Genomic DNA, 25,653 nt, shown 5'->3' on the forward strand with positions numbered 1-25,653 from the left:
ATTCTGTCAACGAATTACTCAACACTTACAGGTATGACGGATCGGTGTCGTGCGGGGGATGACGCGCGAATACGCTTTGAACACTCGGAGCATCTAGATTCCGGCTTTCGCCGGAATGACGGAACCGGATTGCTTTCCTGCCGCGCACGCTGCTCGGCAATGAGACTTGGTTGACAATGAAAAAGCGTCCATCGATGCCACTGCAACTCTCGGTGCGTCACATTGTTCACGAGCCGAACCCGCCGCATCTGCCGTATCGGGAGGAGCACTTCGGGTACGTGAATCTCCCTGTGAGCATTCCGACAGAGCAGGCGGCGTTGGTGCTGGTGGACTGCTGGGACCAAATCATCGTGGAGAGCTTTCAGGAACGTGCTGAGCGCATTTGCGAGCAAACGATTAGGCCGGTGCTGGAAGCGTGCCGGTCGAACGGCATTACGGTTGTCCATGCCCCGTCGCCGCCGGTGGCTGAGAAGTTCCGCCGGTTTTGGCCGGAGGACGCGGCGGACGAGGAAGCGCAGGTGAGATTGGGCAGGCAGGACTGGCCGCCGGAAGACTTCGCACTACGTCAAGGTGAATGGGCGCACTTGCAGGCCCGGCGCAGCGGCCTGCACCAGGAACTGCTCGACCGCATCGATCATGACCGTTCCATTCATCCGGCGGTGTTGCCGCAGACGGGCGACCACGTAATCGCCACCGGCGACCAGCTCCACCGGCTTTGCCGCGAGCGCGGCATTCTTTACCTCTTCTACGTTGGCTTTGCTACCAACATCTGTGTGCCGGACCGGGACTACGGCATGCGCGCTATGCGCGAGCGCGGCTACGCCCTGGTGCTGCTGCGTGACGCCACCACCGGCGTCGAGGCAAGCGACACGTATCCACTCCGTGCGGCCACCAGCGTGATGATCCACCAGTTCGAACTGCGCGACGTGGCGGGGACGATTACGTCGGAGGCCTTCCTTGGTGCTTTGGGTGGGGCCTGAGTCCCACTGAGAGGCGTGAGCGCATTTTGTCGGGTACCGCTAACAATACCTGTCGCGGAAGTATTGCTCGCCCGATGGAACTTGCGTTGGAAGCGAGAAGAGGGCCGGCCGTCACTCCGGCGGAAGCCGGAGTCCAGTGGACGGGGCAAAGATAGATACCGGCTTGTGCCGGTATGACTGAGTGAGGGTGTCTGCACACCCTATGGCAATCCTGCTTGCGCAGTGGAAACGCGCAACTACTCGGAGCACTCTTGGATACTGCCAGTAGCTAGGCTGCAGCCGCAGGTGGCAGAGCACGAGGGTTCTTAGCTGATTGAGAAGCTAGACTTGCGGACGAGAGAATCCAAGAGGGATTCTGGTCGCTTTGGGGCGATTTAGGATCCGGTGCGTTCCAGCCAGCGCACAAAATCCTCCGAGCACCAGTAGGCCGGGTCTGCTTCCGCCAGGGCGATCCAGGCATCCACGACCGGCTGAATGTGCATGTAGCGCAAGCGCGCGGACCCAATTGCCCCGTACTCTAACAGTCCCTTCTCCGCGAAGATCTCTTCCGCGACCAGGCGTTTGTCGGTGCCAATACCGGCCCAGATGCCGTTGCTTGTCCAGCCGCGCACCTGGGCGAGCAACGCCTTGCGGCGGTCAGGAGCGGCGCGCGCCAGCGCCCGGTGGACGAGATGCGTCTCGACAAAGTGCACCATGGTGAGGCGTTGGCAGTTCACGCCGATGAGGCAGTAGAAGACATTCCAATCGTAGAACCGCTGCCAGGGACTCTGCACGGCGAATGCGCCGGGGCCCCAGGGACTCTCGCGCAGACCGGACCGGCCGTGGTCTGCGGTGAGCTCCTCAGCCCGCGGGCCGATCGCGCTTACCGAGTGGGTATAGTGGTTGCTGCGTTGGGCTTTCGAACGTCTCCGGAAAGTTTCCGGAATCAGTCCGCAATAGGTGGGCGTATCCGCGATGCTCCACAGATCCCAGACTCGGCGCTTCTCATGCAGTTCTCGCCATGAACTCAATGTCGGCGCAGCGACGGTGCCAGCGGGCCCCACCGCGTCCAGGAAGCCGTCTATGACCGCATCCGCGCCGCCGACCACGGTGCCCATACTGCTCAGAGAGCTATGGAACAGAACAGTCTCGCCCGCGCTCAGGCCCGCTGCACGCAGGGCGTCTGCGATCTCGTGCCGCGTCACGCGGACTAAGGGATCGCCCGGTTCATGGTCCATATAGCCGCCGGCGGCAGCTTCCGGCTCCACGCTGGCCTTAATCCGTCGGGCGGCGCGCTCCGCGCTTTCACGTGATGCCACAGGCAGCGCCCCTCAATAGTGAACTGGCAGTGACCGCAAGCCGTGCGACATGACAAGAGTGGCCGTGGTCATCCTGGGAGGACGGACGCCGCCGGCACAATATCGTCGACAGCGGCGAGCTCACCATCCGACAGCGTGACCTCAAGAGCGCCCAGGTTGTCCTGCAGTTGATGCGGGGTACGCGGCCCGATGATGGGCGCGGTAACTCCGGGTTGCGCCAAGAGCCAGGCAAGGGCCAACTGGCTCAGCGTGATGCTCTTGCCAGCGGCCAGCTCCTCCAGATGCTCGAGCGCGTCGAAGGTCGGCGCGTAGGTATCGCCTGCGAAATCCATGCCGCGTCCAGCGAACCGCGAGTCGGCGGGCGCACTATCGCCGCGCCGGTACTTGCCGGTGAGCCAGCCGCCCCCCAATGGGCTGTACGGCACGACGCCGAGGCCGTACTTGCGCGTCACCGGCAGCACTTCCGCCTCAATGGAACGATTTACCAGGCTGTATTCAGGTTGCTCGGAGACGGTAGGGGCAAGGCCGAGCCTATCGGAGGTCCAGAGGGCCTCGCAGAGCTGCCAGCCGGCAAACTTCGAAGTGCCGAAGTAGAGGATCTTGCCCTGGCGCCGCAGGTCTTCCAGAGTGCGGAGGGTTTCCTCGATCGGCACTTCAGGATCGGGGCGGTGCAGTTGGTAGAGGTCGATACGGTCGGTATCCAACCGCCGCAGGCTGGCATGCACCTGCTCCATGATGTGGTAGCGGCTGGAGCCGCGGTCATTGGGGCCGTCTCCCATGGGGTGAAAGACCTTTGTGGCCAGCACCACCTTGTCCCGGCGGTCTTTAATCGCGCGACCCACGATAGTCTCAGCGTAGCCGCGGGGTTCCGAGTAGGCATTTGCCGTGTCTATCACGTTGATGCCGGCATCGAGCGCGGCATGAATGAGTTCGGTCGCGGCCTCCTCATTAATGCGCGTGTTGAAATAGGCGGTCCCCAACCAAAGCGGCGAGACCTTCACACCGGCACGACCCAGATTGCGATATTCCATACTCTTGGCTCCTCCACTGTTCGATATACTTGCGCTTCTAGCATACCGCCTTGGGCAATCTCGTGCGTCCGGAGTTGCGTGTTTTGCGGAGGCGAGATCGCAATTCGGCATGTGTGCTGACTACGAGAGCTGCTCTTGGTCGCAGCAGGATGAGAGTTGAGTGATCTCACACATCTGATAGAGGCACGACATGTCGTGCCCCTACACCCGGCTCGTGACCTGGCTTTGGTAGATTTGAGCCTGAAAATGAAACTAGCGCGCCTCCAGGCCCTGAGGACCCGTTGACACGCTAGTTTTCGTCTGGCTTCTACCGTCGTTGCGAAAATCTGCGCGACATACTTACTGAAGCGCAATCCTCACGTTCACCTGGCTGTGACTAGCCACCAAACTCTGCGATGAATTCGTCCATCGCCGTCTGGGCTTGCTCCTCGAAGTTGCGCATACCTTCGGCAACCGTGACCTCATTACGCATGATCGCCTGCAAGTTTCTGCTCGTGATCGGGAGGATGTCGCCTGCGCCAGGCACACTCACGACAAAGCGCGCGCCAACCATCTCATCGATGGCGAGCTTGCGGAGCTTGTCGTCGCCGATGTACTCGGCACTCTGGGCAACGCTCTCGCGCACCGGAATGCGGTCCATGGCCAGCGACCAACGCAGGTTCACGTCGGCGCCATACATGAAGTCGGCCCAGGCAAAGCCGCCGTCGGGATTGCTGCTGCCGTTGGGCAGGCAGAAGGCCCAGTCGCCGGAGTAGGTGGCCGGCAGGGCGGTGCTGGAATCCAGCGCCGGATATGGCCCAAAGTCGTAGTTGAGGCCTTCCGCGTAGGGCGCAAGAGAGACACGAGTAGCATTGGTCAGATACATGTAGGTGTTGCCGCCGCTGCCGTACTCCTGCAAGCGGTTCTCAAACGTGCCGTGGAACTCGCGGACCTTATCGTAGCCGCCCTGGCCGTCAAGGACTTTCTTGAGCCAGGTCACGGTGTTGATTGCCTGATCATTGTTGACCTGGATCTTCGTCCGGTCCGGGCTGAGCATCTCGCCGCCCTGCTGCCAGTAGCCCACCATCCAGGTGTGGATGCCGCCGGAGCCGCGGAACGGGTCCCAGCCGAGACGGGCGATGTTGTCGCCCTCGACCTTGTGCACTTTCAGCAGCGCCTCGTCCATCTCTTCCCGGGTGGCCGGCGGAGACTCGGGATCGAGACCGGCTTCCAGCGAGTGGTCCACGTTCAGATAGATGATGCGGGCGTCGATGCTATAGCTGATGCCGTACGTCTTACCCGCCCACTGCATGGCCTCGTATTTTCCCGGCCAGAGGTCGTCAATCGGCACGTTGGCGGAAGCAGCGATGTAGGCATCGAGCGGCCGCACGAGCTCAATCAGACCCCACTGGGGTTGGATGTAGGACTGGGTCTTGGAGTTGTCCGGCGCGACACCGGCTGCCACCACGGTGGGAAGATCATTGAAACCGCCGTTGCCGCGCACGAGCGGTACGAGCGTGTAGTTGGTGGTCTCGTCGAATTCTGCGCGGAGCTGCATGGGGACTTCTTCGCGATCGAAGTTCCATGGATCAAAGCCGGTATACCAGAATACGACCGGCGACTTCTCCATCATCATTTCGCCGGAATCGCCATCGCCCTCAGGCGCGGCTGCTTCCTCCATGGCCCCGGTGCCTGCTTGCGCGCCGCACGCGGCGAGCAGTGCGCCCGCGCCTGTCAGAGCAGCGGTACCAAGAAAATGTCGTCTGGACAATGATGCCATATCGTTCACCCCTCCTGGGTAAAGAACTACTCTCGAACGCTCTCTCTGCATTCTCCAGAAAAATCTACACGCTCTTCGGCGGTCCCGCCCATCGCCATTGCGCACGTCTTACTAAGAATGCTTGGTAGTAATTCTAGACGCATAGTCCATCAATTGGCAAGACTATTCAATGGGAAAGCTCCTCCAAAGATTGATTGTGAGGGGCGACGCTGTGTAGCCGGTCTGAGCGGCGCGCAATGCCAACGTTGATCGTGACCTGATCTTGTGTCTTAACGAAACGTCGTGCAGGGCCGGAAGAAAACAGGAGGAGAGGGAGACATCTGCTGAATCGAGAAGAATGCGGTAGGGGCACGGCATGCCGTGCCCGTAGCGTAGGTCGAATGAGAGTGATGGCCGTAGTCTTCATCTTAATGCGAATTAATGCGAAACTAGCGTGCCTCCAGGCCCTGTGGACCCGTTGACACGCTAGTTTTCGTCAGACTTCTATCGGCGTTGCGAAAATCTGCGCGACATACTTACTGAAGCGCAATCTTCACGTTTGCCCGTCTGTGACTAGCCACCAAACTCTGCGATGAACTCGTCCATCGCCGTCTGGGCTTGCTCCTCGAAGTTGCGCATACCTTCGGCAACCGTGACCTCATTGCGCATGATTGACTGCAGGTTTCTGCTCGTAATCGGGAGGATGTCGCCTGCGCCGGGCACACTCACGACAAAGCGCGCGCCAACCATCTCATCGATGGCGAGCTTGCGCAGCTTGTCGTCGCCAATGTAGGCGTCGCTTTGGGCAACGCTCTGACGCACCGGAATGCGGTCCATGGCAATCGACCAGCGGAGGTTCACCTCGGCGCCGTACATGAAGTCAGCCCAGGCAAAGCCGCCGTCGGGGTTGCTGCTGCCGTTGGGTAGGCAGAACGCCCAGTCGCCGGAGTAAGTGGCCGGCAGGGCGGTGCTGGGATCCAGCGCCGGATATGGCCCAAAGTCGTAGTTGAGGCCTTCGGCGTACGGCGCCATGGAGGTACGGGTAGCGTTGGTCAGGTACATATACGTATTGCCGCCGCTGCCGTACTCCTGCAAGCGATTCTCGAACGTACCGTGGAACTCGCGGACCTTGTCGTAGCCGCCCTGGCCGTCCAGGACTTTCTTGAGCCAGGTCACGGTGTTGATGGCGAGATCGTTGTTGACCTGGATCTTCGTACGATCCGGGCTGAGCATCTCGCCGCCCTGCTGCCAGTAGCCGGCCATCCAGGTGTGGATGCCGCCGGAGCCGCGGAACGGGTCCCAACCGAGCCGGACAATGTTGTCGCCGTCGGTCTTGTGCACCTTGAGCAGTGCTTCGTCCATCTCATCGCGGGAGGCCGGCGGAGTTTCGGGATCAAGGCCGGCTTCCAGCGAGTGGTCCACGTTCAGATAGATGATGCGGGCGTCGATGCTATAACTGATGCCGTAGGTCTTGCCTGCCCACTGCATGGCCTCGTACTTGCCCGGCCAAAGGTCGTCCAATGACACGTTGGCCGAGGCAGCGATGTAGGCATCGAGCGGCCGCACGAGCTCAATCAGACCCCACTGGGGCTGGATGTAGGACTGCGTTTTGGAGTTGTCCGGCGCGACACCGGCTGCCACCACGGTGGGAAGATCATTGAAACCGCCGTTGCCGCGCACGAGCGGTACCAGCGTGTAATTGGTAGTCTCGTCGAATTCCGCGCGGAGCTGCAGAGGAATCTCCTCGGAATCGAAATTCCATGGAGCAATGCCGGTGTACCAGAATACGACCGGCGACTTCTCCATCATCATTTCGCCGGAATCGCCATCGTCCTCAGGCGCGGCTGCTTCCTCCATGGCCCCGGTGCCTGCTTGCGCGCCGCACGCTGCGAGCAGTGCGCCCGCGCCGGTCAGAGCAGCGGTACCAAGAAAATGTCGTCTGGACAATGATGCCATATCGTTCACCCCTCCTGGGCAAGAACTACAAATGTATCCAATTGCATCCTACGGAGATTACAGCGCGTCTCCTGGCGGAATCCTCAACCGCTTGTGCGCAACTCTCTTAGAATGCTTGATAGTAATTCTAGACCTACTGTGCGTCAATTTGCAAGATTTGGGTGAAAAGCGGGGAGTCTACTGTTGAATCCTAGGGAGAATTGCCATGAATGCTAGGTTTAGACGGATTTTGGGCGAGCCACTATGCGTTGGTACTGTGGCAAGAGGCTCGGAGGGATGTGGATATAGTGCTTGGTCTAGCTGGGAGGGTGGGTAGCGAGGTCTTGGCAACAGGTGGGAGAGGACTATCATTAGAATAGCGATGAGCCGGAGATAGTACGAGCCTTGAGTTCATTTGCATGAGTAGACTGGTTTCCCACGAGCGGAGGGCCATTCATGAATGTTGAGACGACAGACTCCGATCTACCAAACGGTATTGCGCCGCTAGAACGAGCCCGCGACTATTGCGTGCGACATGAAACCTTGGATCGCATCCGGGCGGGACACCAGGTCATCCTGGATGAACTAAAACCCTCCAACGCGCAAATCGAACGCGGTCTGGAACTGCATTACAACAGCTTCGTCGCCGACGTGCAGGGGTCGGTGCAGATGAGCTCGACGCACGGCATTGTAGGTGACCGGTTGCGGCAGGACCTGGAGCTATTTCGCGAGGAACTATCCCAGCAATGCCTGGATCCGGAGGAACTCAACCGTCGCCTGCACGCCAGCCACTTCAAACGGAAGACGTTCGAATCGGCCTGTGACGAGCAGTGGATTGAGGAGTCTCGAGCGCTTTACGCCATCGCCGGAGTAGACCTGGGTGTCTCTGACGTTGCCGGTCCCGAGGAAAATACGTACGAAGTGGCCTTGGATCGCCTGTCGCGCATCAACTTCGTCTACGACCGGCGCGATGACCTTATGCGTGTTACCAAGGTCGACGATATCGAGCGGGGGCGCCGCAGCGGCAAACCGGGTGTGATGTTTCATCTCGCTGGCGTCGGTTGCTTCGCGGAATCCTCAGACCCCCTGCGGAACCTGGACCTCTTCTACGCGCTGGGTGTGCGCATGTCCCAGATGACGTACATCCAGGCCAACGGCCTCTGCAGTTCGTACCTGCAGGAACGCGATACCGGCCTGACGCCGCTCGGCACGCAGGTGGTCCGGCGCATGAACGAACTCGGCATCATGGTGGACCTGTCCCATAGCGGCGAACAGTCGTCGTATGACATCATCGCGGCTTCAACCGAGCCGGTGATAATCAGCCACACGGGGTGCCGGTCAATTTACGACGACGCCACGAACAGAGGCTACGTGGAAAAGGTGTTCCAGCAGCCGTATGCCCGCGGCGCCACGCCGCCGACGAGACCGGTCAGCCGCAATGCGGACGATGCCATGCTCAAAGCCGTGGCCGCGAGCGGCGGGCTAATCGCGATATACTCCATCGACTACGTGCTCGGTACGGGGCCGGAATCCTTCCACACCTGGTACCGCCATTTGGAGCACGCGATCAAGGTAGCCGGCATTGACTACGTCGGCGTCGGCACGGACCGCACCTTCTTCCCCGGCTGGCAACCCGCCGCGCTCGACTGGACCAACTGGCCCTTTTGGACCGTGGGGCTCGTCTGCATGGGGCACTCCGACGACGAAATCCAAAAGATCATCGGCGGCAACTACCTGCGCTACGCCCAGCAGGTGCTCGACAAGCACCCCTGGGGAGCATTTATGTGACTCTCGCTAATGGCAAGCACCTGCGAATGCGTGAGATGATGGATTCTGGACTGAACTCTAAGTGTTTTTTAGGGCGATTGGGATAAGGGAAGGCATGGCAGACGTAGTATTCCAAGTGAAGTCGCTAAGTGGAGAGACTGTAGGCAAGGCCGCGGTGCTAGCAGCTTTTCCTGACGGGAGGTATCTTACAGGTCAGACCGACGCTGACGGCATGTGCAAATTAAATCTATACCGCGTCGATCAGTGCATGACGGTGCTTGTAGCTGCAGAGGGCTATCTCCCTTTCCCAACAACTCTTGTGCCAGGAGATTCTGAGGTAGTTCCCTTGGAATTGGAGCCGTCCAAGGATGACAGGAAGGCACTCCTTTTCACCCGAAGCACAGGATACATCCCGGGCATAGAAGGACGGCTCAATCCGCACAAAGATGGGTATGTTTACGGTGACAATATCGCCATAAACGGTAAACTTGCAGCGCCTGCCGCGCATTTTGAGTTAGGAGAGCCTCTCCACCTGCTTGACGTCTACGGCGTTGAGACAACGATCCGCTTCTTGGTGGTCGAGGGCCAATTCTCGCTCATCGAGTACACTGAGCTCAAGGCGTACACAGGGGAGTAGACATGGCTACTGCAGAGCAGCACCGAGAGATTAGCCTACAGTTCTTGGACCATGCCGAGGATGAGTTGCGTAAAGGCGATTTCCTGCAAGCCTCTGAGAAAGCTTGGGGAGCAGTTTCACACTTTGTAAGCTCTGTTGCCCGTCAGCGGAATTGGCCGCTGGGTTCGCACTGAAGACTGATAGAGAATGCCAACAGGCTAATTGACCAAGACCCGGCCAACGCTCGCCATAGACGGAGATTGCTACGATCTCTAGAGGCGCTGCATGCAAACTTCTATCAGGCGCACTTGGACGAAGTCTCGGTCGGGGAAGGAATTGAAGACGCCAAGGAACTTATCAGGACCCTGGATGACCTCAATTCAGACTCATTCCTGATCTCCCGGACGCCCGAATAGGGCAATTGCGCCTACGTCGTCGTACCGAATTAGCCGAGTATTGGCCCGACCTTCACAGATATAGAAACCCACTTCAGACTCTGCGTCGAGGGACCAATAGTAGCTGGCCCAAGCTTCCTGCAATAGGGTTGCGCAAGTCCCGCCTAGTAGATGCCGGGAAAGACCCGGTACTTCACCTTTGCCTGGTACTCCGCCCACTTTTCCGCGCCGTACTTCTCGACGCATTCCTTTTCGTCGTCACGTTGGTGCGTGATTATGTACGTTGTCATGTAGACGAAGTATACCCACGCCCAGGGGTTCGCGATGTGGCCGAAGAGCAGGGCAACGGCCAGGGCGATGAGCACCTCGCCCATGTAGTTGAAGTGCCGCGCCGGGCCCCAGAGTCCGTTGCACAGGATCTTGCGGTCGCCGGCCGCGATGTATTCAGGTTCGATGAGCCCCAGGAATTTGCGGTCCGGCCAGCGCTTGAATGTGTACTTCTGCAGGCTTGCGCCGCGCGAGATGCTCCAGCCGATCCAGAGCAGCGCAGCCGTGCCGCCGAGCAAGACGTACGTCCACGGCGACGAGATTTCCGGGCGCGGCAGTGCCGCCATACCCCAGATTGGCAGAACGTACAGCCATCCCCAGACCATGAGAGCGCCCCAGATCAGCTTGAAGCCCAGTTTCTCGTGGATCAAGTCGTATGTATAGAGCTGGACGCGCTCGAAGACGAAGTAGTCCGCGATATAGAACGTCATGAACGCCGCAAAGAGAAAAACGCCCGGGTTGGAGTCCGCGCCAAAGCGGGCGTAGTGATACGCGGCGGCGGAGAGCGCGTTGAGCGCCAGCATCGTCCCGCCGACGACGTAGAGGTACATCTTCACGTCGAAGCGGTTGTTGAAGAACGACAGCTCCTGCGCCCGCCCCAGCCAGAAGGCCGCGATGGGATTCTTTACCTCGCCACGCGGCTGGCTGAACACCGCGATGATTGCCAGAATCAACGCAACCACTGAGCCGCCGGCCACCGCGTAGGGCGCCGATCGGTAGAACCAATCCCGGGGCATGCCGGTGAGTTCGAACCTCCACACGACCAGCGCGAGGGCAAACACCAGAAGGCCGCTCAGCTTGTAGCCGCGGGGTTCGCCGGTCGCCGGATCGGTGACGTAGCCGGGTACCCGCCTGCCCGGCAGGATGAGCTGCGCCAGGAAGAACACGACGAAGAGCGCCAAGGGGGTGAGAAAGCCCAGCAGCGCTTCCGTGCCGGTAAGCGCGAAAAGGTGCTCGATGCCAAGCCGTTCAAGCATGACAGCTAATCGCTTTCTGTTGGGCAATCGTCATTGCTATGAGAGCAGCACGCCTAATAGATTCCGGGGATGATGCGGTACTTCACTCGCTCCTGGTACTCCGCCCACTTCTCGGGGCCGTACTTCGCTTCGCACGCTTCTTCATCTTCGCGTTGCCGCAGGGTGAAGATAGTGACGATGAATACGAAGTACGTCCATGCCCAGGGATTGGTGAAGTAGCCGAACGCCAAGCCGTATGAAAAGGAGAGGATCCCTTCGCCCAGGTAGTTGAAGTGGCGGGCGGGGCGCCAGAAACCGCTGGTCAGGATCTTGCGATCGCCGGCCTCGATGTACGTCGGCTCGATGATCCCCAGAAACTTGCGGTCGGGCCAGCGCTTGAAGGTGTACTTCTGCAGGTTGGCGCCGCGCGTAATCGTCCAGCCGAGGAAGAACAGCGCAACCGATGCAATTAGCCACACAATCGTCCCCGTCGTTGAAAAACCGGGATGCGGCAGCGCGGCTATGCCCCACAGCGGCAGAATATAGAGCCAACCGTAGACCATGATGCCGCCCCAGAAAATCTTGAAGCCCAGCTTCTCATGGATTATGTCGTACGTGTAGAGTTGGACGCGTTCGAAGATGAAGTAGTCCACGACGTAGTACGTCACGAACGCCGCAAAGAGAAAGACGCCCGGATTGAAGTCAGCGCCAAAGCGAGCGTAATTATATGCAGCGCCGGAGAGCGCGTTGAGTGAGAGCATTGTGCCGCCGACCACGTAGAAGTACATCTTAACGTCAATGCGGTTCTTGAAGAACGACATCTCCTGGGTCCGTCCCAGCCAAAAGGCCACCAGGGGACTCTCACTTTCGCCCCGGGGCCGGCTAAACACCGCAATGAGCGCGAGAATAGTGACAACCACCGTGCCGCCAGCCACCGCGTAGAGCGCCGACCGGTAGAACCAGTCGCGCGGCATGCCGGTGAGCTCTAGCGCCCACACGACCAGCGCGATGACAAACACCAGCAGTCCGTTTAGCTTGTACTTGCGAGGTTCACCGGTCTCCCGATCGGTGACGTAGCCGGTCACCCACCTGCCCGGCAGAATGAGCTGCACCAGGAAAAACAGGACGAGGATCGCCAGCGGGGTGAGAAACCCCAGGAGCGCTTCCTGCCCGGATAGCTCGACGAGATGTTCGATACCAAGCCATTCAATCATGACCGCAAACCTCTCATTCCGGTGGTGGAGACTCGATGGGCGTGGCAAAAAGGGAGGGGTTATTGACACACACTATGCAGCAAAAAGCCCGACAGAGTCAACGCATCTCACTTTGCCCTGCCCTCGACTCTTGAAATGGTGCGCGAATGGCAACGGCGGGCATGAATTTGACCTATCTACGCGATCAAAGTTTGACATCAAGAGGAGGGTGCTATACATTCAGCATTGACGAGTTATGGATTTGTACTGCTCCTTGAATTCGTTTCTTTGAGAGCTGTCGGGTGGGGGTGTTGCCGGACTGCGGTGAGCCCTTGGCTTGCAGTAACAGGCAGCGGATGCCCGGAAGCAAATTGTCACACTTAGGAGGTAGCGTCATGGCGCGCATGAGTAGACGACAGATGTTGGCGGGAGTTGGCGTAGGTATTGGAGCGAGTCTGCTCGCTGCCTGCGGCCAGGTGCAGACGGTGGCGGCACCGGAAGCGCCGGAGAGTGACGCGCCTGCGGCGCCAGAGGAGCCGGCGGGGATCACCGGAGTCTTTCACGTATGGGGCTTTAGCTCCCAATACCTGCCGGGGGTGGTGCTGGACGCGTTTCAGGAAATGCATCCGGGAGCCGTGGTTGTGCAGTCCCAGCCGGCCGGCAACTTCCGTGGCGAGAAATTCCCGGCTGCGGTGGCGGCCGGCGCGCCGCCGGCGCTCATGCAAGGCTTCCTCGACTTTGTCGCCATGTACGCTGACCGCGGCTTCCTGGCGGATCTCGGTCCCGCGGCCAAAGCGGGAGACTTTGGCGATTTGGGCGCCTATCTCCCCGGTATCGTCGAGGCCGGCACTTTTAGCGGGGTCCTGCACTTCCTCCCGCACCGGCAGAGCGTGAACATTCCCCTCTACAACAAGGATATCTTCGAGAACGCCGGCATCAACGAGCCGCCCACCCAATGGGATGACGTAGCGGAGATCGCACGGCAACTAACCCAGAAGAGGGCGGATGGCTCCGACCAGTTTGGCCTGACCGTCACCACCAGTAAGAACACGCTGAACTCGTGGTTCAATCCGGTGCTCTGGCAGGCCGGTGGCGAGTTCTTTGCGGAGGACGGCCGGTCAGTCACATTTGATGAAGACCCCGGTCTGGCGGCACTGGAATTCTTGACCGATCTCTTTAACAAGAAGATTGCCGCTGAGGGCACCACGCCGTACTTCGAAGGCTACGGCGCCATGATCAACGCCCGTACGCCTACCCACGTGAAGCGCCCCTTCGACAACGGCAACATCCCCTGGCTCGCGGCCAGCCCCGCCTGGCAGAAGGAAAAGCAACTCGGCTTTGGTTCGCTCTCAGGCTGGGTGGTGCCGGTAAGCCCGCAGTCCGATGCGGCCATACAACTGCTGGCGCATACCTTGCAGCCCGAGAACGTGAAGGCGTTCCTCAAGCTCGTCTTCCTGCTGCCGGTGAGGAGCGACATCGAAGTGGACTTCGTCGGCGAGGAGTACAATGACTGGATGCCGACGTTCATCGAGCAGAGCCAGAACATGCACTATGACATCCCGCACCCGCACATCCGGGCCATCATGCCGCTGGTCTCAGCCGAGATGTATAAGGCAATTGCGGGCGAGGTCACGCCGCAGGAGGCCATCAGGACCGCCGGTGATATCGCGAACCAATTCCTGGCGGACAACATGAGCTAGCGGCTGACTCTAATCTCCACGAAACTCAACAAAATCGAGAACCTTCGTGGTAAAATCCGATCTGGAGCGATAAGTCTCGGCCCCGGCAGCTGTTACGCTTCGCAAGCTAGGAATGCTGTCACTCATAGAGTCTTGGCTTCTTAGAGCATTGACATTCTATCCACTGTGAGCAATAACGCAGCCTCTGCTGCGCATTACCACTTTGCGCTCCCAGCGATACCACATCGGATCAAAGAAACCTATATGGCGCAAAGCGACCTTCCATTCGGTAGTGAATTCTCTCCTGCCCAGATAGACCTGCCAGTCCTTCTGGAGCTGGCGCATTTGCATGCGGCCGACTGGAAAACCTTTGAAGTTGCAGTTCGTGACCGGTACTTTGCAGGACACAACACCTCGGACTACAACAAACGCAAACTCGCCAACAACACCAAGTTGTCGATGCGCGCCTATGGCCTCATTGGCGAGAAAGACGCCACGCTCACAGAAACCGGCCAAGCCCTCTTAGCCATCCGAGCCGACGAAGCAGGCCTTTACGAGACGTTCGCTCGTCACATCCTCAAGGAATGTCAAGGCATGAACTTGGTACAGTGTCTCCTTGACATGCAGGCTGCAGGCGAAGAGGTCAACTTAAACAAGCTTCGCCTCTGGCTTAAAGAACACGGCATCAACGTGCCTCGTGGCGGGAAGCACATGAGCACGATGAGACTGTGGTTGGAGAAGGCTGGGGTATTCGTTTCCGGCTACCGAGTCGACCAAGGTCGCCTCAATGATATCCTTGGTCTAAGTGTAGAGGAGTTCGAGGTTCTAGCTACCCTTTCTGCAGAGCAGCAGGCTTACCTAAAGGCACTGGCGAATATCGGAGGAGGCGGTCCTCACTCTTCCAACGATATCGAGCGCCTTGCCGCATCCACTTATGGGGTCAGCTTCAACGAAAAGAATCTGCCCAAACAGGTTCTTTACCCTCTGCGAGATGCTCAATACGTCACGCTGGAACGCGGTACGAAGGAGGCTGGTCGGGGTGCCAAACCGTTCCTTGTCACTGCTACCAACAGGCTTGCGGTTGACATCATCACGCCTCTAATAGAGCAGCTTGAGAAGCAGATTCAAGCAGATCTTCGGCCCTTATTGCGAAAACCCCTAAAGGAAATCCGCGAAGAACTGAAGTCCAAAAACCGTCATATCCGGGGCCTTGCCCTTGAAGCCTTGGCATTCAAGCTAATGCGCCTCATTGATCTCACCTATGTTGCAACGCGTCTTCGTGGGGAAGCAACAGGTGGCGCTGAAGTCGACCTTATATTTGAAAGTGCACGACTTGTCTTTTCGCGCTGGCAGGTACAATGCAAGAACACTGCACGCGTGTCACTCGACGATGTTGCCAAGGAAGTGGGGCTAACGCACTTTCTCAAGAGCAACGCCATAGTAATGGTCTCAACAGGAGAAATAGGTAGCGAGGCCCGCCGGTATTCCAACAAGATTATGGCTGATTCCAACCTTTGTATCGTCATGTTGGACAAGATTGACCTTGCTAAAATTGAGTCACGCCCTGCGGCGATAGTTGATGTGTTTACCCGTGAAGCTGAACACGCAATGGACCTAAAGAGACTCGAACTCTAGGGAGATGGCTGTGCAGGAAGGAAATCATACCGCGTTCAAGACTTTCCACAAGACATCCCTCGGTGAAGTGATCCATGGTGATAGCCTGCACGTGCTTGCCACATACGCCGATAATTCCGTTAATCTGATTATGACTAGCCCACCGTTTGGATTAGTCCGGAAGAAGGAGTACGGCAATGTTGAGGCTAGCGAATATGTCGATTGGTTCAAGCCTTTTGGCGCCGAGTTTCATCGAGTTCTCACGGAGAACGGCAGTCTGGTCATTGATATCGGTGGCGCATGGAACAGCGGCTATCCCACTCGCAACCTCTATCATTTCAAGCTGCTAATCATGCTTTGTGAAGAGATCGGCTTTCACCTCGCACAAGAATTCTACTGGTGGAACCCTTCTAAGCTCCCAACACCTGCCGAATGGGTTACCGTACGGCGCCTCCGCGTCAAGGACGCCATCAACACCGTATGGTGGTTGTCCAAGACACCCTGGCCCAAGGCAAGTAACCGCCGCGTTCTCCAACCCTATAGCGCAAGCATGCAAGACCTACTCGAAAAAGGTTACAAGGCGAAGAAGCGACCTTCAGGCCATGACATCAGCGAGAAGTTCAGCATCGACAACGGCGCTGCAATTCCGCCTAACCTCCTTGCGATTCCCAATACTGAGAGCAATAGCTTCTACCTCCGTTACTGCGAAGAACACGGGATGAAGCCGCATCCTGCCCGGTTTCCGGCGGAACTTCCCGAATATTTCGTCCGTATGCTGACAGACCCTGATGACTTCGTGGTTGATCCTTTTGCTGGCAGTTGTGTGACTGGCGAAGTCTGTGAGCGCACAAATCGACGCTGGACATGCATAGAACTACTACACGAATACTGTGAAGCCGCCCTCGGCCGTTTTGTTCGCGATCCAAGTGAGACCACTAAGTCTGATTCCTATCCCAGTGATCCCTCAAACTATTACCGCGTTCCCCGACCTGGCATTCTGTGGGATAGAACTCACAACGGCTCTTTGCCCAAGGACGGCGGTAGGAAGCGCCGTATAAAGGCGACTTGACGCGCCCTGCGGCGGGGTGTTTACAACTTTTCCACGCTGCAAGGAGAAACTCACCGTGGCAATAACAGCGCTCATAAACGGCAGGATAATTGACGGCAATGGCGGGCCGCCGCTTGTGGACGGTGCCGTTCTCATTGTGGATAACCGCATCGAGGCTGTGGGCAGCAATGTGGATATCCCGCCGGATGCCGAGGTCATCGACATTGCGGGCACGAGCCTCCTGCCCGGCATGATGGACCTGCACGTGCACCTGCACGGGCCGTATCAGGCGCTGCAGAAGCTGCGCAAGTCGCTCCTGGCGGGTTTCACGACGATCGCCCACGTGGCGGGCACCATGCCGCCGGCCTCCACGCAGTGCCGCCAGGCGATTGCGGACGGCTGGTTCCCGGAGTGTGCCCGGTTGATTGTCGGCGCCGTGGTGGACTGTACCAACGGCCACGTACGGGGTCGGGTGGCGGACGGCCCATGGGAAGTGCGCAAAGCCGTGCGGGAGATGGTGCAGGCCAAGGTTGACTTCATCAAGACGGCTGCCAGCGGCGGCTTCTGGGCGGAAGACGAAGAGACCTGGTGGCTGGACTACACCCAGGAAGAGCTGGATGCCCTGGTACACGAAGCCCACAGCGTCGGGCGGCTCGTGGTGGTGCATTGCCACACGCAACCGGGGCTGGACATGGCAATTCAGGCCGGCTGCGATCAGATTCACCACGGCGCGCTCATCGACGAAAAAGCCCTGCAGGGAATCTTGGAGAACGAACTCTACTTTGTGCCGACGCTCCGCGTCACCTCCCGCCAGAACATGGCGATAAAGTACGGCGCGGGCCGCCCGTGGGAGACGCGCAAGATGGGCGAGGCCCACTACGTCCACCGCGAGGGTGTGCGCCTGGCGCACAAGATGGGCGTGAAGATGGGGCTAGGCACCGACTGCCCGAGCACACCTCCCTGGGACATCTGGGATAGCGGCTTTGAACTCCAGGAGTTCGTGGGCTGCGGCCTGAGCCCGCTGGAAGCCATCGGCGTGGCCACGAAGGGTTCGGCTGAAGCAATGAAGATCGACGATAGGCTCGGCACGTTAGAAAAGGGCAAGCTTGCCGACGTGGTCGTGGTGGACGGCGATCCCGCCAGCGACATTCAGGCCGTGGTGAACTATGCCAATGTCCGCTACGTCTTCAAGGAGGGCAGGCTCGCGGTGAGTAGAGATCCGGCCCGGCCGGCGACCGCCCATCTTGCAACCTATCCCCGCGACTTCACCCCAATTGACGAGCGCTTCACCGCCGATCCGGACTGGGAAGCCGCAGCCGGGCTGGCGTAGGTCACAGCTTGCGATGCAGTCGCGGTCATCAATCAGCGACGATTTGGACGAGGAGTTGGCGGTCTTTCGACATGTTTTGACCGACCCCACTTTCTTGGTCTCCCCAATGATGGTTCGTCTCGTGTTAGTAAGAGGTGTGGAAGAGTAGGTGCGAGGATAGCGCGTCCTTCCCGCTAGACCTGTCCGTTCAGTGCAAACAGAGTGACGACTTTCCTGGCAGTCACGTCATGCCTGAGGAGAGTGAGACATCCGGCCTGCTGGCCTGCTCCTGAGTCTGCTGCTCGTGGCGTACCCCCATTGAGAAGGCAAAACGTAGGGGCACGACATGTCGTGCCCCTCCCAGCGTGCTGCGGAATTCGCAACCTTGCGCTGTTCCGTGTTACAGGTTCTTACCCCAGGCAGCCGCCTTTATTAATCCAGCCTTGTACCTGCTCTTGAGTAGTCGCCATGGCGTCGGCGACTGGAAGCGATCCCTCCACCATGGCATCCCAGGTGGCGCGCCACGCGGCATAGAATTCCCTTTGCTGCAGCAATTGTGGTTCAGGCCTTCCGTCTTGCGCCATCTGCGTGTAGACAGCGGGGTTCTCGAATGGATAGAGCGTCAGCGGCGCAAGATGCTTGTTGGCATTGAAGCGGCCCTGGCCGAAGACAGCCAAGTGCGGTTGGGCCGCGGCGCTCACCGTGTACTTGAGGAAGGTCCAGGCGCCGTCGGCGTTCTTGGCGCCGTTGCCGAGGTGGATAGCGCTTGGCGTCATGACCGTGCCGCGGTCGCCGTTCGGGCCCCGCGGCCGGGGAGCCATGCCAATGCTGAAGAGGTCGCGCGCCGCGATCCCCTCGTCGAATTGGCGCACGGCGTCTGGCGCGCGCTCGACCATGCCTTGCGTACCATAGAGAAAGGTGCCGCCAATGACGTTGTGCTTGGTAAAGAGATCAACGCTGTACTGCACCGCGTCCGTGAATGCGGGAGTAGTAAAGGAAGCCTCGGTGCAGCCTTCATCCCAAAGTTCTGCGCCCCACGCCCAGGCGTAGTACGGCAGATACGACGTGAACATAGGGAAGACCTGCAAGCCGCCAACTGTAATGTCGCTGTCCCCGCGCCTGGTGAGCTTTAGGGCGGCATCCAGCACGGCCTCCCACGTCCAATTGCCCTCAGCTTCCAGCGCCGCGGGCGTTTTCAGACCGGCCTCTTGGAACCTGTCGGCATTGAACCAGATCGGATGCGCGGTAAGCTGCCAGGCGAGCCCGTAGACAATTCCCCTGTGTCTGAGCACGCCGAAGTCATGGAAGTCGTCCATTGAGACATCGGTGTCTGTTGACAGGTAGGGATTGATCGACTGGATGATGCCGGCGTCGGCAAACAGCCCCAGCCAGTCAATGAAGCCGTAGACCGCGTCAAAAGTGAATCCGGCCGCCATGAATGTAAGCGCTTTGGAGGTAACGCTAGCGAACGCGGAATCGGTTACTGCCAGCTTGTATTCAGGGTGCTGGGCTTCGAAGTTGGCGAAGATGTCAAGCCACGAATTTATCCAGGTCTCATTCTGGCCCCGCAGCACCATAAGCGTGCTAATGGTGGACGGACCCGAATCTTGAGGAGTTTCCTGAATTCTCGTCTCTACTTGCGGAGCTTCACCGGATTCCTGCTCCATAGACTCTGTGCCGCACGCTGCCAAGGCCACCATGCCCGCACCGCCCGCAATTCCGCTGAGAAGGTACCGGCGGGTCATTCGCCTGCGGATGCTTATCAATGCTCTGCCTCCTCGGCGCATGACAGATCTTCAGCCGCTATCGAGTATGGTGCTGCATTAGCGGGAAGGTCAAGTGAAAGAAGCAACGACACCTCCGGGTGCGGTTCAACGAGTCACCGCTTTACCGCGGAAGCGGGAATCCATCTTCGTGCGCCAAGAGTCTCGTGCAACTCATTGACAAAGAGCTACGCAAGCACTCTGCCAATGAGAAGAGGAGTCACGTAGGGGCACGATATATCGTGCCCCTACCGGCGTTCGCTGAGTATCGCAGCGCTAACGCAACGATGCGACGTGCCTTTTAGCTCCTAGCGCAGGCAACCGCCTTCGTTGATCCAGCCCTGCACCTGGTCCTGGGTCTTCGCCATACCCTCGGCAACCGTCAGAGAGCCCTCTACCATGGCGTCCCAGGTGGCACGCCACTCGGTATTGAAGTCGCCCTGCTTGAGCAGTTGCGGCACCGGACGGCCCTCGCTCGCCATCTGCTTGTAGACTTCGGGGTCTTCATATGGGAAGAGCGTCAATGGCTCCAGATGCTTATTGGCGGTGAAGCGACCCTGGCCGGTGGCGGCAACCTCCGGCAAGGCGTCGGCACTCACCGTGTACTTGAGGAAGGCCCAGCCACCATCGGGATTCTTGGCGCCTTCGCCGATGAAGATGCCGATGGGAGTCATGACTGTAGCGCTATCGCCGTTCGGCCCCTTGGGTCGTCCCGCCATGCCGATCTCAAAGAGATCGTTGGCGGTGATCTGTTCCTCGAACTGGCGTACGCCGCCGGTGGCACGCTCGAACATGCCCATGGTGCCCTCGAGGAAATTGCCGCCGATCACCTTATGTTTGGCAAAGAGGTCAACGCAGAACTGCACGGCGTCCGCAAACGCAGGGGTGTTGAACGTGGCCTGGGTGCAGCCTTCGTTCCACAAGTCCGCGCCCCACGCCCAGGCATAGTAGGGCAGATAGGACGTGTGCGTGGGGTAGATTCGCAAGCCGCCAAACGTAATTTCATCGCCTTCGCGTTTGGTGAGTCTAACTGCCGATTCTAACACGGCATCCCAGGTCCAGTTACCCTCGGCCTCCAGCTCGGCGGGCGTCTTCAAGCCAGCCTCGACGAACTTGTCATTGTTCGACCAAATGGGATGCGCGGTGAGCAGCCACGCGAGGCCGTATGCCACGCCCTTGTATTTGAGAATGCCGGATTCGTAGAAGTCGTCCGGGGATACCTCAGTGTCCTTCGCCAGCAACGGCGTGACCGGCTGGATGATTCCGCCGTCGACAAACGGTCCCAGCCAGCCAAAATAGCCGTAAATGTCGTCAAAGGAAATACCGGCGGCCAGGGCTGCGCCTGCCTTGGTCGTGACCTCCCCAAACGTGGAATCGGTGATATCCATCTTGTATTCGGGATTGGCGGCTTCGAAGTTGGCAAAGATGGTGTTCCACGAGTTGATCCATGTCTCGTTCTGGCCCTGCAGCACCATGAGCGCATTGACGATGGTCGGCTCCATCGCCTTGGGCGCTTCTTCCGCCTTGGTTTCTTCTTCTGCGGGAGCTTCGCCTTCCTCAGGCATCGTTGTGACAGTGCCGCACGCCGCCAAGGCCAGCATGCCCGCGCTGCCCGCAGCTCCCTTGAGTAAGAATCGACGTGTCATTCTACTTCGTTCGCCTTGCATCGCTCCACCTCCTAGGTGCATGACAACAGTACTGTCGGTAACAAGTATGAAGTCGATTTAGCGAATCTGTCAAGAGATGAGATTTGCTGCGGTCTTGGCCTTGCCCGAGTTAAACACCTCACCTTCGCGGCAGCGAGGAGCCTGCGCGCAATCGTGGCTGACATTCTGTCACGACGTTTGCAGTTGGACCGCTCCCATTTTCTTTGAGGGCGAAGGTGGGGCTATGGTAGACTGCCGCTACGCTGGAAGTAAGCAATAGGAAACTCATGCATTGGTCTGACGCTTGGGGCTATAGCGCGAACTCGGTGAAGAGTTCCCCTCACCCCGTCCCTCTCCCCAAGGAGAGGAGGTAATTCTTACGCCTCCGGCCGGAGTTATGCAAAGGTCTCCACTGGGAGAGGGGGCATGCTTGCCCGCCGAGCCGGATTGTGCCAAAGTTTTCCTTGGGCTTGAGGTCCATCGACTGAAGGAATCGTCTGGCGTAGGTAGCGATATGCAAAAACAGAATTCGAGGTAGGTACCTGATGGCTTGGGATGAAAGAGTTCCAGTACTTCTGATTGGCGGCGGCATGATCAGCCAGGACGTGATCATCCCGACGCTCTTTCAAGAACAGGATCGCGGCGTCGTGGGTGAGGTGAGCATCGCCTCACGGCGGGCGAGCACGCTGCACAAAGTGCGCGATCTCTTTCCTGACTATGCGTTTCGCGGCTATCCCGATCCCGACACCACCGATCCCGAGGCTTCATTCCCCGATTCGTACCAGGCCGCCTTGGACGACCTCGATCCTCACGGCGTGGTGATGGTGGCGACGCCGGACCATCTCCACACAGAGATGATCCTGGCCGCTATCGAACGCGGACACCACGTAGTGGTCCAGAAGCCCCTCTGCCTGAAGGTATCCGATGTTTACACCATTCTGACCGCCGCCGAAAACAAGGGCATCTACGTCTATACGGACTACCACAAGCGCCACGACCGCGCCATTCGCGCCGCCCAGCGCTACTACCGTCAAGGGCATTTGGGCGAGATGCTGCACGGCCACGCGTGGATCGAGGAGCGGCGCGAAATGCCGCTGGATATCTTTTCCTTATGGGCGGAAGAGAGTTCGCCGTTTGAATACATCGGCGTGCACTATGCCGACGCCTACTTCTTCATTACCGGTCTCAAGCCCGCCCGCGTGTGGGGCTTCGGACAGAAGAAATTCCTGCCGACGCAGGGCCAGGACGCGTTTGACGCGGTGCAGGGCGTGATCGAGTGGACTGACGGCTCGGTGCTCTGGGTGCAGACCTCATGGGTCTGCGCGGAGGCAAATAGCTCCCTCACCAACCAGGGCATGCAACTCTCCGGCACCCAAGGCGAATATTGGGCCGATCACAAAGACCGCAAGCTGCACTTCGTGACCCAGGACAAAGGCTTCGAGCACTTCAACCCCAACTTCTTCAAGCAGTATGAGCCGTGGGACGGCGAAGGCACCGAATACGTGGGGTACGGCTACGATAGCGTGATGCAGGGTGTCCATGACGCGCGCCGCATCCTGCGCGCAACCGAGAGCATGGACGCGGCCCAGGCGTTGCAGGTTCGGCGGGATATGCTCGCCGAATTTGCCAAGTCGCGTCCTCTCCCACAACAGGCCGTCGTCGGCACGGCTATCGCCGAGGCCGTGCGCCTGAGTATCGACCACAACAGCCGGGCGGTAACGTTTGATGAGCTTCTCTATCCTGTGTTAGAGTAACTCGCTTGTAATTCGCAGGGCCACTCCCCTTTCCATTGGAGAGGCCAAAATGCCCGTCATTCCGGCGAAAGCCGGAATGACGGGCGTGGAGAACCGCGCGCTTACTTGCCAAGCAGCCCTCTTCGCTCCAATACAACCTCTCACCCCATTGACCAAGGACGACCGGCGAAAGTCGTTCAATATAGTGGGGCAGAGTGGTGAGATGATTGCATGCCCGACGTAGCCAGTACGGCACATTCATGCTGCCGACTCCTTAGGTAAGCAGCGTCTCACCGGTAGTGGGCACGCCCTTACCTCCCCTCTGCGGTGCACAAGGCCCCGCGCTACAAGATAGGGCTTCTCGTGGGTAAGGTGACGAGAAGGGCTACTTAATCTAAGTTCTAACGACTGCTCTTAAATTTCAAGGACACTTGCCATGTATTCGTTTCGCAACACCACGAAACAACTGACCGACGTCGGTGTAGATACTGCGATTATTAGCGTCGGGTCCACCGAACAGTGCGGCCCGTGTCTTCCTCTCCACATCGATACGCTTGTCGCGGAGTACTTTGCGCGGGCGTTTGGCGAACTGCTCAACGCCTACGTGCTGCCGACCTTGCCTTTCAACACCGCTGAAGAGCACGCCTCGTTCACAGGTACGGTCACGCTGCGGCCGGCTACCGTGATGCTCGTGTTGGAAGAGATTGTGGCCGGTCTGCGGACGCAGGGCTTCCGCAAGCAGGTGCTCACCTGCGGTCACGGCGGCTCGTACTGGCTCACAGCCTTCATCAAGCACATCAACCGGCAGTTTGCGGACATTGTGGTCGTCAACGCTCATCAGGGCGGCGACCGCGTCTGGGAAGAGGCGCGGAAACAGGCCGGTCTCGCCGGTCGCGGTGAGGTGCACGGTGGCGCGGAGTCCCGCGCGCTTGCGCTCTATCTCGCGCCGGACTGTGTGCTCCCCGGCCCGTTCGGCAGCGCGGTGGCGGAAGACGAACAAGCTTACATGGACTACATGACGTGGGACAAGCTCACGCCGGACGGCAGTTGGGGAGCATACGCTGAGAGCGACGCGGAGGTAGCCACCGCCGAGGCGGGGCATGCTCTGTTAGCGTACTTTGCAGAGCATCAGGGCAAGTGGTTGGCGGAGCATCTAAGGGGCGCGTGCGAGCGCAAGGGGATTCCGGCATAGCCAGGCACAGAGTGTGCAGGTTCATGCGGCGTCGGGTGTTTTTACGCTTCTTGTGCCCTGCGAGCGCAGGTTGCAAACCTGCGCTGCCGGAAGCCTCTTTGCCTGCGTAAAAGCAAGGTTCCGTCCGACAAAAGTCATTCACCACAAGCGCTCCGCGTAGGGACAACCACTAGAGCTGTTCCTACGAGGGACAGAGAATTGTCCGCCAACACGTCTCGTCATCGATTGCGCCGGGCAGCGGGCAGCCACAAGGGTTGCCCCGACACCAGATCGGCGGCTTAGGGCGAATGCGTTGGTGCCGGCTTCTCTTTTCTTCGGGCGCCTTGGATGCGTGCGGCGAGAATGCCGGCGAGGAGACCGAAGAGGTGGCCTTCCCAAGAGATATAGGTGGTCGTGGGTAGCACGCCCCACACGAGACCGCCGTAGAAGAAGAGCGTTACCAGCGCGATGAAGATGGACCAGAGACTGCGGTCGTACCAGGCGCGGGCTACGAGGTAACCAAAATACCCGAAGATGAGGCCGCTCGCGCCGATGTGGTAGGCCGTGCGTCCAAAGACCCACAGGGCTATTCCCCCGCAGGCGATGACGACGAGCGACACGCCAAGAAACGCCCGTCTGCCCTGTATGGCGACAAGCCCCCCGAGCACTAGAAACGGCACGGTGTTTACCAGCAGGTGGCCGATGTCGCCATGGAGAAACGGACTTAGCGGAATGCCACGCAGTCCTGTAACGGTGCGCGGCAGGATGCCCCAGGTGTTAAGGTGATGTCCCGTTAGAAGGTTCGCTGCTTCCACGGCCCAGAGCAGGGCAACGGCTGCGAGCACAAGCAGTAGGTTGGATTTGAGCTGTGCGACCATGCGATTTTGTGCCCCCGGCACTTTTGCTCCGGGTCGGGTGCCTGACTGTATGACGACATTCGCTGGACTGCGCAATTCAGAGGCAATGTGACAGTCTTATCGCGGCGCCCGTTCATGCTTCGACAGGCTCAGCACGAACGGAGGAGTTCCCCAAAAATGCTTCGACAGGCTCAGCACGAACGGAGGCGCTCTCTATAAGTGCTACGACAAGCTGAGCACGAACGGAGGGATCTCCCTATGAGTGCTTCGACAGGCTCAGCACGAACGGAGGGATCTCCCTATGAGTGCTTCGACAGGCTCAGCACGAACGGAGGAGCTCCTTTTGAGTGCTTCGACGAGGACAGCACGAACGGAGACACTCTCAATAAGTGCTTCGACAGGCTCAGCACGAAAAGAGGCGCTCTCTATGAATGCTTCGACGAGCACAGCCGAACGGAGGCACTCTCTATGAATGCTTCGACAGGCTCAGCACGAACGGGCAGGACTCCTAGTTTTGCAGGGGTGGCCGTTCGCCCCCGTTTCAAGTACGGGGCAGGCACTGAGCCTATCGCGGGGTGAGCGGACGCTAAAGTCTCA

At 59.1% G+C, this 25,653-nt stretch carries 19 protein-coding genes; 10 read left to right on the forward strand and 9 right to left on the reverse strand.

Annotation, left to right across the window (positions count from 1 at the left end; translation table 11 throughout):
* Window positions 1-176 precede the first annotated feature (176 nt).
* Window positions 177-980: a cysteine hydrolase family protein gene (locus OXE05_06930; protein ID MCY4437052.1), complete on the forward strand. Its 804-nt coding sequence runs from the start codon at window positions 177-179 to the stop codon at window positions 978-980.
* A gap of 374 nt (window positions 981-1,354) precedes the next feature.
* Here OXE05_06930 and OXE05_06935 read toward each other — a convergent pair whose 3' ends face one another.
* The 4 genes from OXE05_06935 to OXE05_06950 form a co-directional block, all read right to left on the reverse strand.
* Window positions 1,355-2,278: an AAC(3) family N-acetyltransferase gene (locus tag OXE05_06935; GenBank protein MCY4437053.1), complete on the reverse strand. Its 924-nt coding sequence runs from the start codon at window positions 2,276-2,278 to the stop codon at window positions 1,355-1,357.
* 68 nt (window positions 2,279-2,346) lie between these two features.
* A complete protein-coding gene (locus tag OXE05_06940) occupies window positions 2,347-3,309 on the reverse strand; it encodes an aldo/keto reductase (GenBank protein MCY4437054.1) in 963 nt (320 codons plus the stop codon).
* A gap of 376 nt (window positions 3,310-3,685) precedes the next feature.
* Window positions 3,686-5,068: an extracellular solute-binding protein gene (locus tag OXE05_06945; protein MCY4437055.1), complete on the reverse strand. Its 1,383-nt coding sequence runs from the start codon at window positions 5,066-5,068 to the stop codon at window positions 3,686-3,688.
* A 552-nt stretch (window positions 5,069-5,620) separates the two neighbouring features.
* The gene (locus OXE05_06950; GenBank protein MCY4437056.1) at window positions 5,621-7,003 is read right to left on the reverse strand and encodes an extracellular solute-binding protein; all 1,383 of its coding nucleotides are present in this window, start codon (window positions 7,001-7,003) and stop codon (window positions 5,621-5,623) included.
* Between the two features lie 435 nt (window positions 7,004-7,438).
* Here OXE05_06950 and OXE05_06955 point away from each other — a divergent pair, with 435 nt between their 5' ends.
* The 3 genes from OXE05_06955 (at window position 7,439) to OXE05_06965 (ending at window position 9,559) form a co-directional block, all read left to right on the forward strand.
* Window positions 7,439-8,770: a membrane dipeptidase gene (locus tag OXE05_06955; GenBank protein MCY4437057.1), complete on the forward strand. Its 1,332-nt coding sequence runs from the start codon at window positions 7,439-7,441 to the stop codon at window positions 8,768-8,770.
* A gap of 94 nt (window positions 8,771-8,864) precedes the next feature.
* A complete protein-coding gene (locus OXE05_06960; GenBank protein MCY4437058.1) occupies window positions 8,865-9,386 on the forward strand; it encodes a hypothetical protein in 522 nt (173 codons plus the stop codon).
* Between the two features lie 2 nt (window positions 9,387-9,388).
* Complete coding sequence (locus OXE05_06965; GenBank protein ID MCY4437059.1) at window positions 9,389-9,559, forward strand: hypothetical protein; 171 nt, start codon at window positions 9,389-9,391, stop codon at window positions 9,557-9,559.
* A gap of 365 nt (window positions 9,560-9,924) precedes the next feature.
* Here the strand turns inward: OXE05_06965 and OXE05_06970 are convergent, their stop codons facing one another.
* The gene (locus OXE05_06970; GenBank protein ID MCY4437060.1) at window positions 9,925-11,064 is read right to left on the reverse strand and encodes a DUF1295 domain-containing protein; all 1,140 of its coding nucleotides are present in this window, start codon (window positions 11,062-11,064) and stop codon (window positions 9,925-9,927) included.
* Between the two features lie 53 nt (window positions 11,065-11,117).
* Complete coding sequence (locus OXE05_06975; GenBank protein MCY4437061.1) at window positions 11,118-12,257, reverse strand: DUF1295 domain-containing protein; 1,140 nt, start codon at window positions 12,255-12,257, stop codon at window positions 11,118-11,120.
* A gap of 374 nt (window positions 12,258-12,631) precedes the next feature.
* Between OXE05_06975 and OXE05_06980 the strand changes: the two genes are divergently transcribed.
* The 4 genes from OXE05_06980 (at window position 12,632) to OXE05_06995 (ending at window position 17,907) form a co-directional block, all read left to right on the forward strand.
* On the forward strand, window positions 12,632-13,936 hold the full coding sequence (locus tag OXE05_06980; GenBank protein MCY4437062.1) for an extracellular solute-binding protein: 1,305 nt from the start codon (window positions 12,632-12,634) through the stop codon (window positions 13,934-13,936).
* 243 nt (window positions 13,937-14,179) lie between these two features.
* The gene (locus OXE05_06985; GenBank protein ID MCY4437063.1) at window positions 14,180-15,550 is read left to right on the forward strand and encodes a restriction endonuclease; all 1,371 of its coding nucleotides are present in this window, start codon (window positions 14,180-14,182) and stop codon (window positions 15,548-15,550) included.
* Between the two features lie 10 nt (window positions 15,551-15,560).
* Entirely contained in the window at window positions 15,561-16,598 is a 1,038-nt protein-coding gene (locus OXE05_06990) for a site-specific DNA-methyltransferase (GenBank protein ID MCY4437064.1), read from the forward strand.
* A 55-nt stretch (window positions 16,599-16,653) separates the two neighbouring features.
* On the forward strand, window positions 16,654-17,907 hold the full coding sequence (locus tag OXE05_06995) for an amidohydrolase family protein (GenBank protein MCY4437065.1): 1,254 nt from the start codon (window positions 16,654-16,656) through the stop codon (window positions 17,905-17,907).
* A gap of 389 nt (window positions 17,908-18,296) precedes the next feature.
* Here the strand turns inward: OXE05_06995 and OXE05_07000 are convergent, their stop codons facing one another.
* Together OXE05_07000 and OXE05_07005 are read right to left on the reverse strand one after the other, a co-directional pair.
* On the reverse strand, window positions 18,297-19,652 hold the full coding sequence (locus OXE05_07000) for an extracellular solute-binding protein (protein ID MCY4437066.1): 1,356 nt from the start codon (window positions 19,650-19,652) through the stop codon (window positions 18,297-18,299).
* A 305-nt stretch (window positions 19,653-19,957) separates the two neighbouring features.
* On the reverse strand, window positions 19,958-21,295 hold the full coding sequence (locus tag OXE05_07005) for an extracellular solute-binding protein (protein ID MCY4437067.1): 1,338 nt from the start codon (window positions 21,293-21,295) through the stop codon (window positions 19,958-19,960).
* A gap of 545 nt (window positions 21,296-21,840) precedes the next feature.
* Between OXE05_07005 and OXE05_07010 the strand changes: the two genes are divergently transcribed.
* Both OXE05_07010 and OXE05_07015 read left to right on the forward strand, forming a co-directional pair.
* Entirely contained in the window at window positions 21,841-23,049 is a 1,209-nt protein-coding gene (locus OXE05_07010; protein ID MCY4437068.1) for a Gfo/Idh/MocA family oxidoreductase, read from the forward strand.
* Between the two features lie 415 nt (window positions 23,050-23,464).
* Window positions 23,465-24,220 (forward strand): creatininase family protein, encoded by a 756-nt coding sequence (locus OXE05_07015; protein MCY4437069.1) that lies wholly within the window; start codon window positions 23,465-23,467, stop codon window positions 24,218-24,220.
* 278 nt (window positions 24,221-24,498) lie between these two features.
* Here the strand turns inward: OXE05_07015 and OXE05_07020 are convergent, their stop codons facing one another.
* Window positions 24,499-25,077: a rhomboid family intramembrane serine protease gene (locus OXE05_07020; GenBank protein ID MCY4437070.1), complete on the reverse strand. Its 579-nt coding sequence runs from the start codon at window positions 25,075-25,077 to the stop codon at window positions 24,499-24,501.
* Window positions 25,078-25,653 lie beyond the last annotated feature (576 nt).

The organism is Chloroflexota bacterium, assembly GCA_026710945.1.
In the GTDB taxonomy this organism is placed as follows: domain Bacteria; phylum Chloroflexota; class UBA11872; order VXOZ01; family VXOZ01; genus VXOZ01.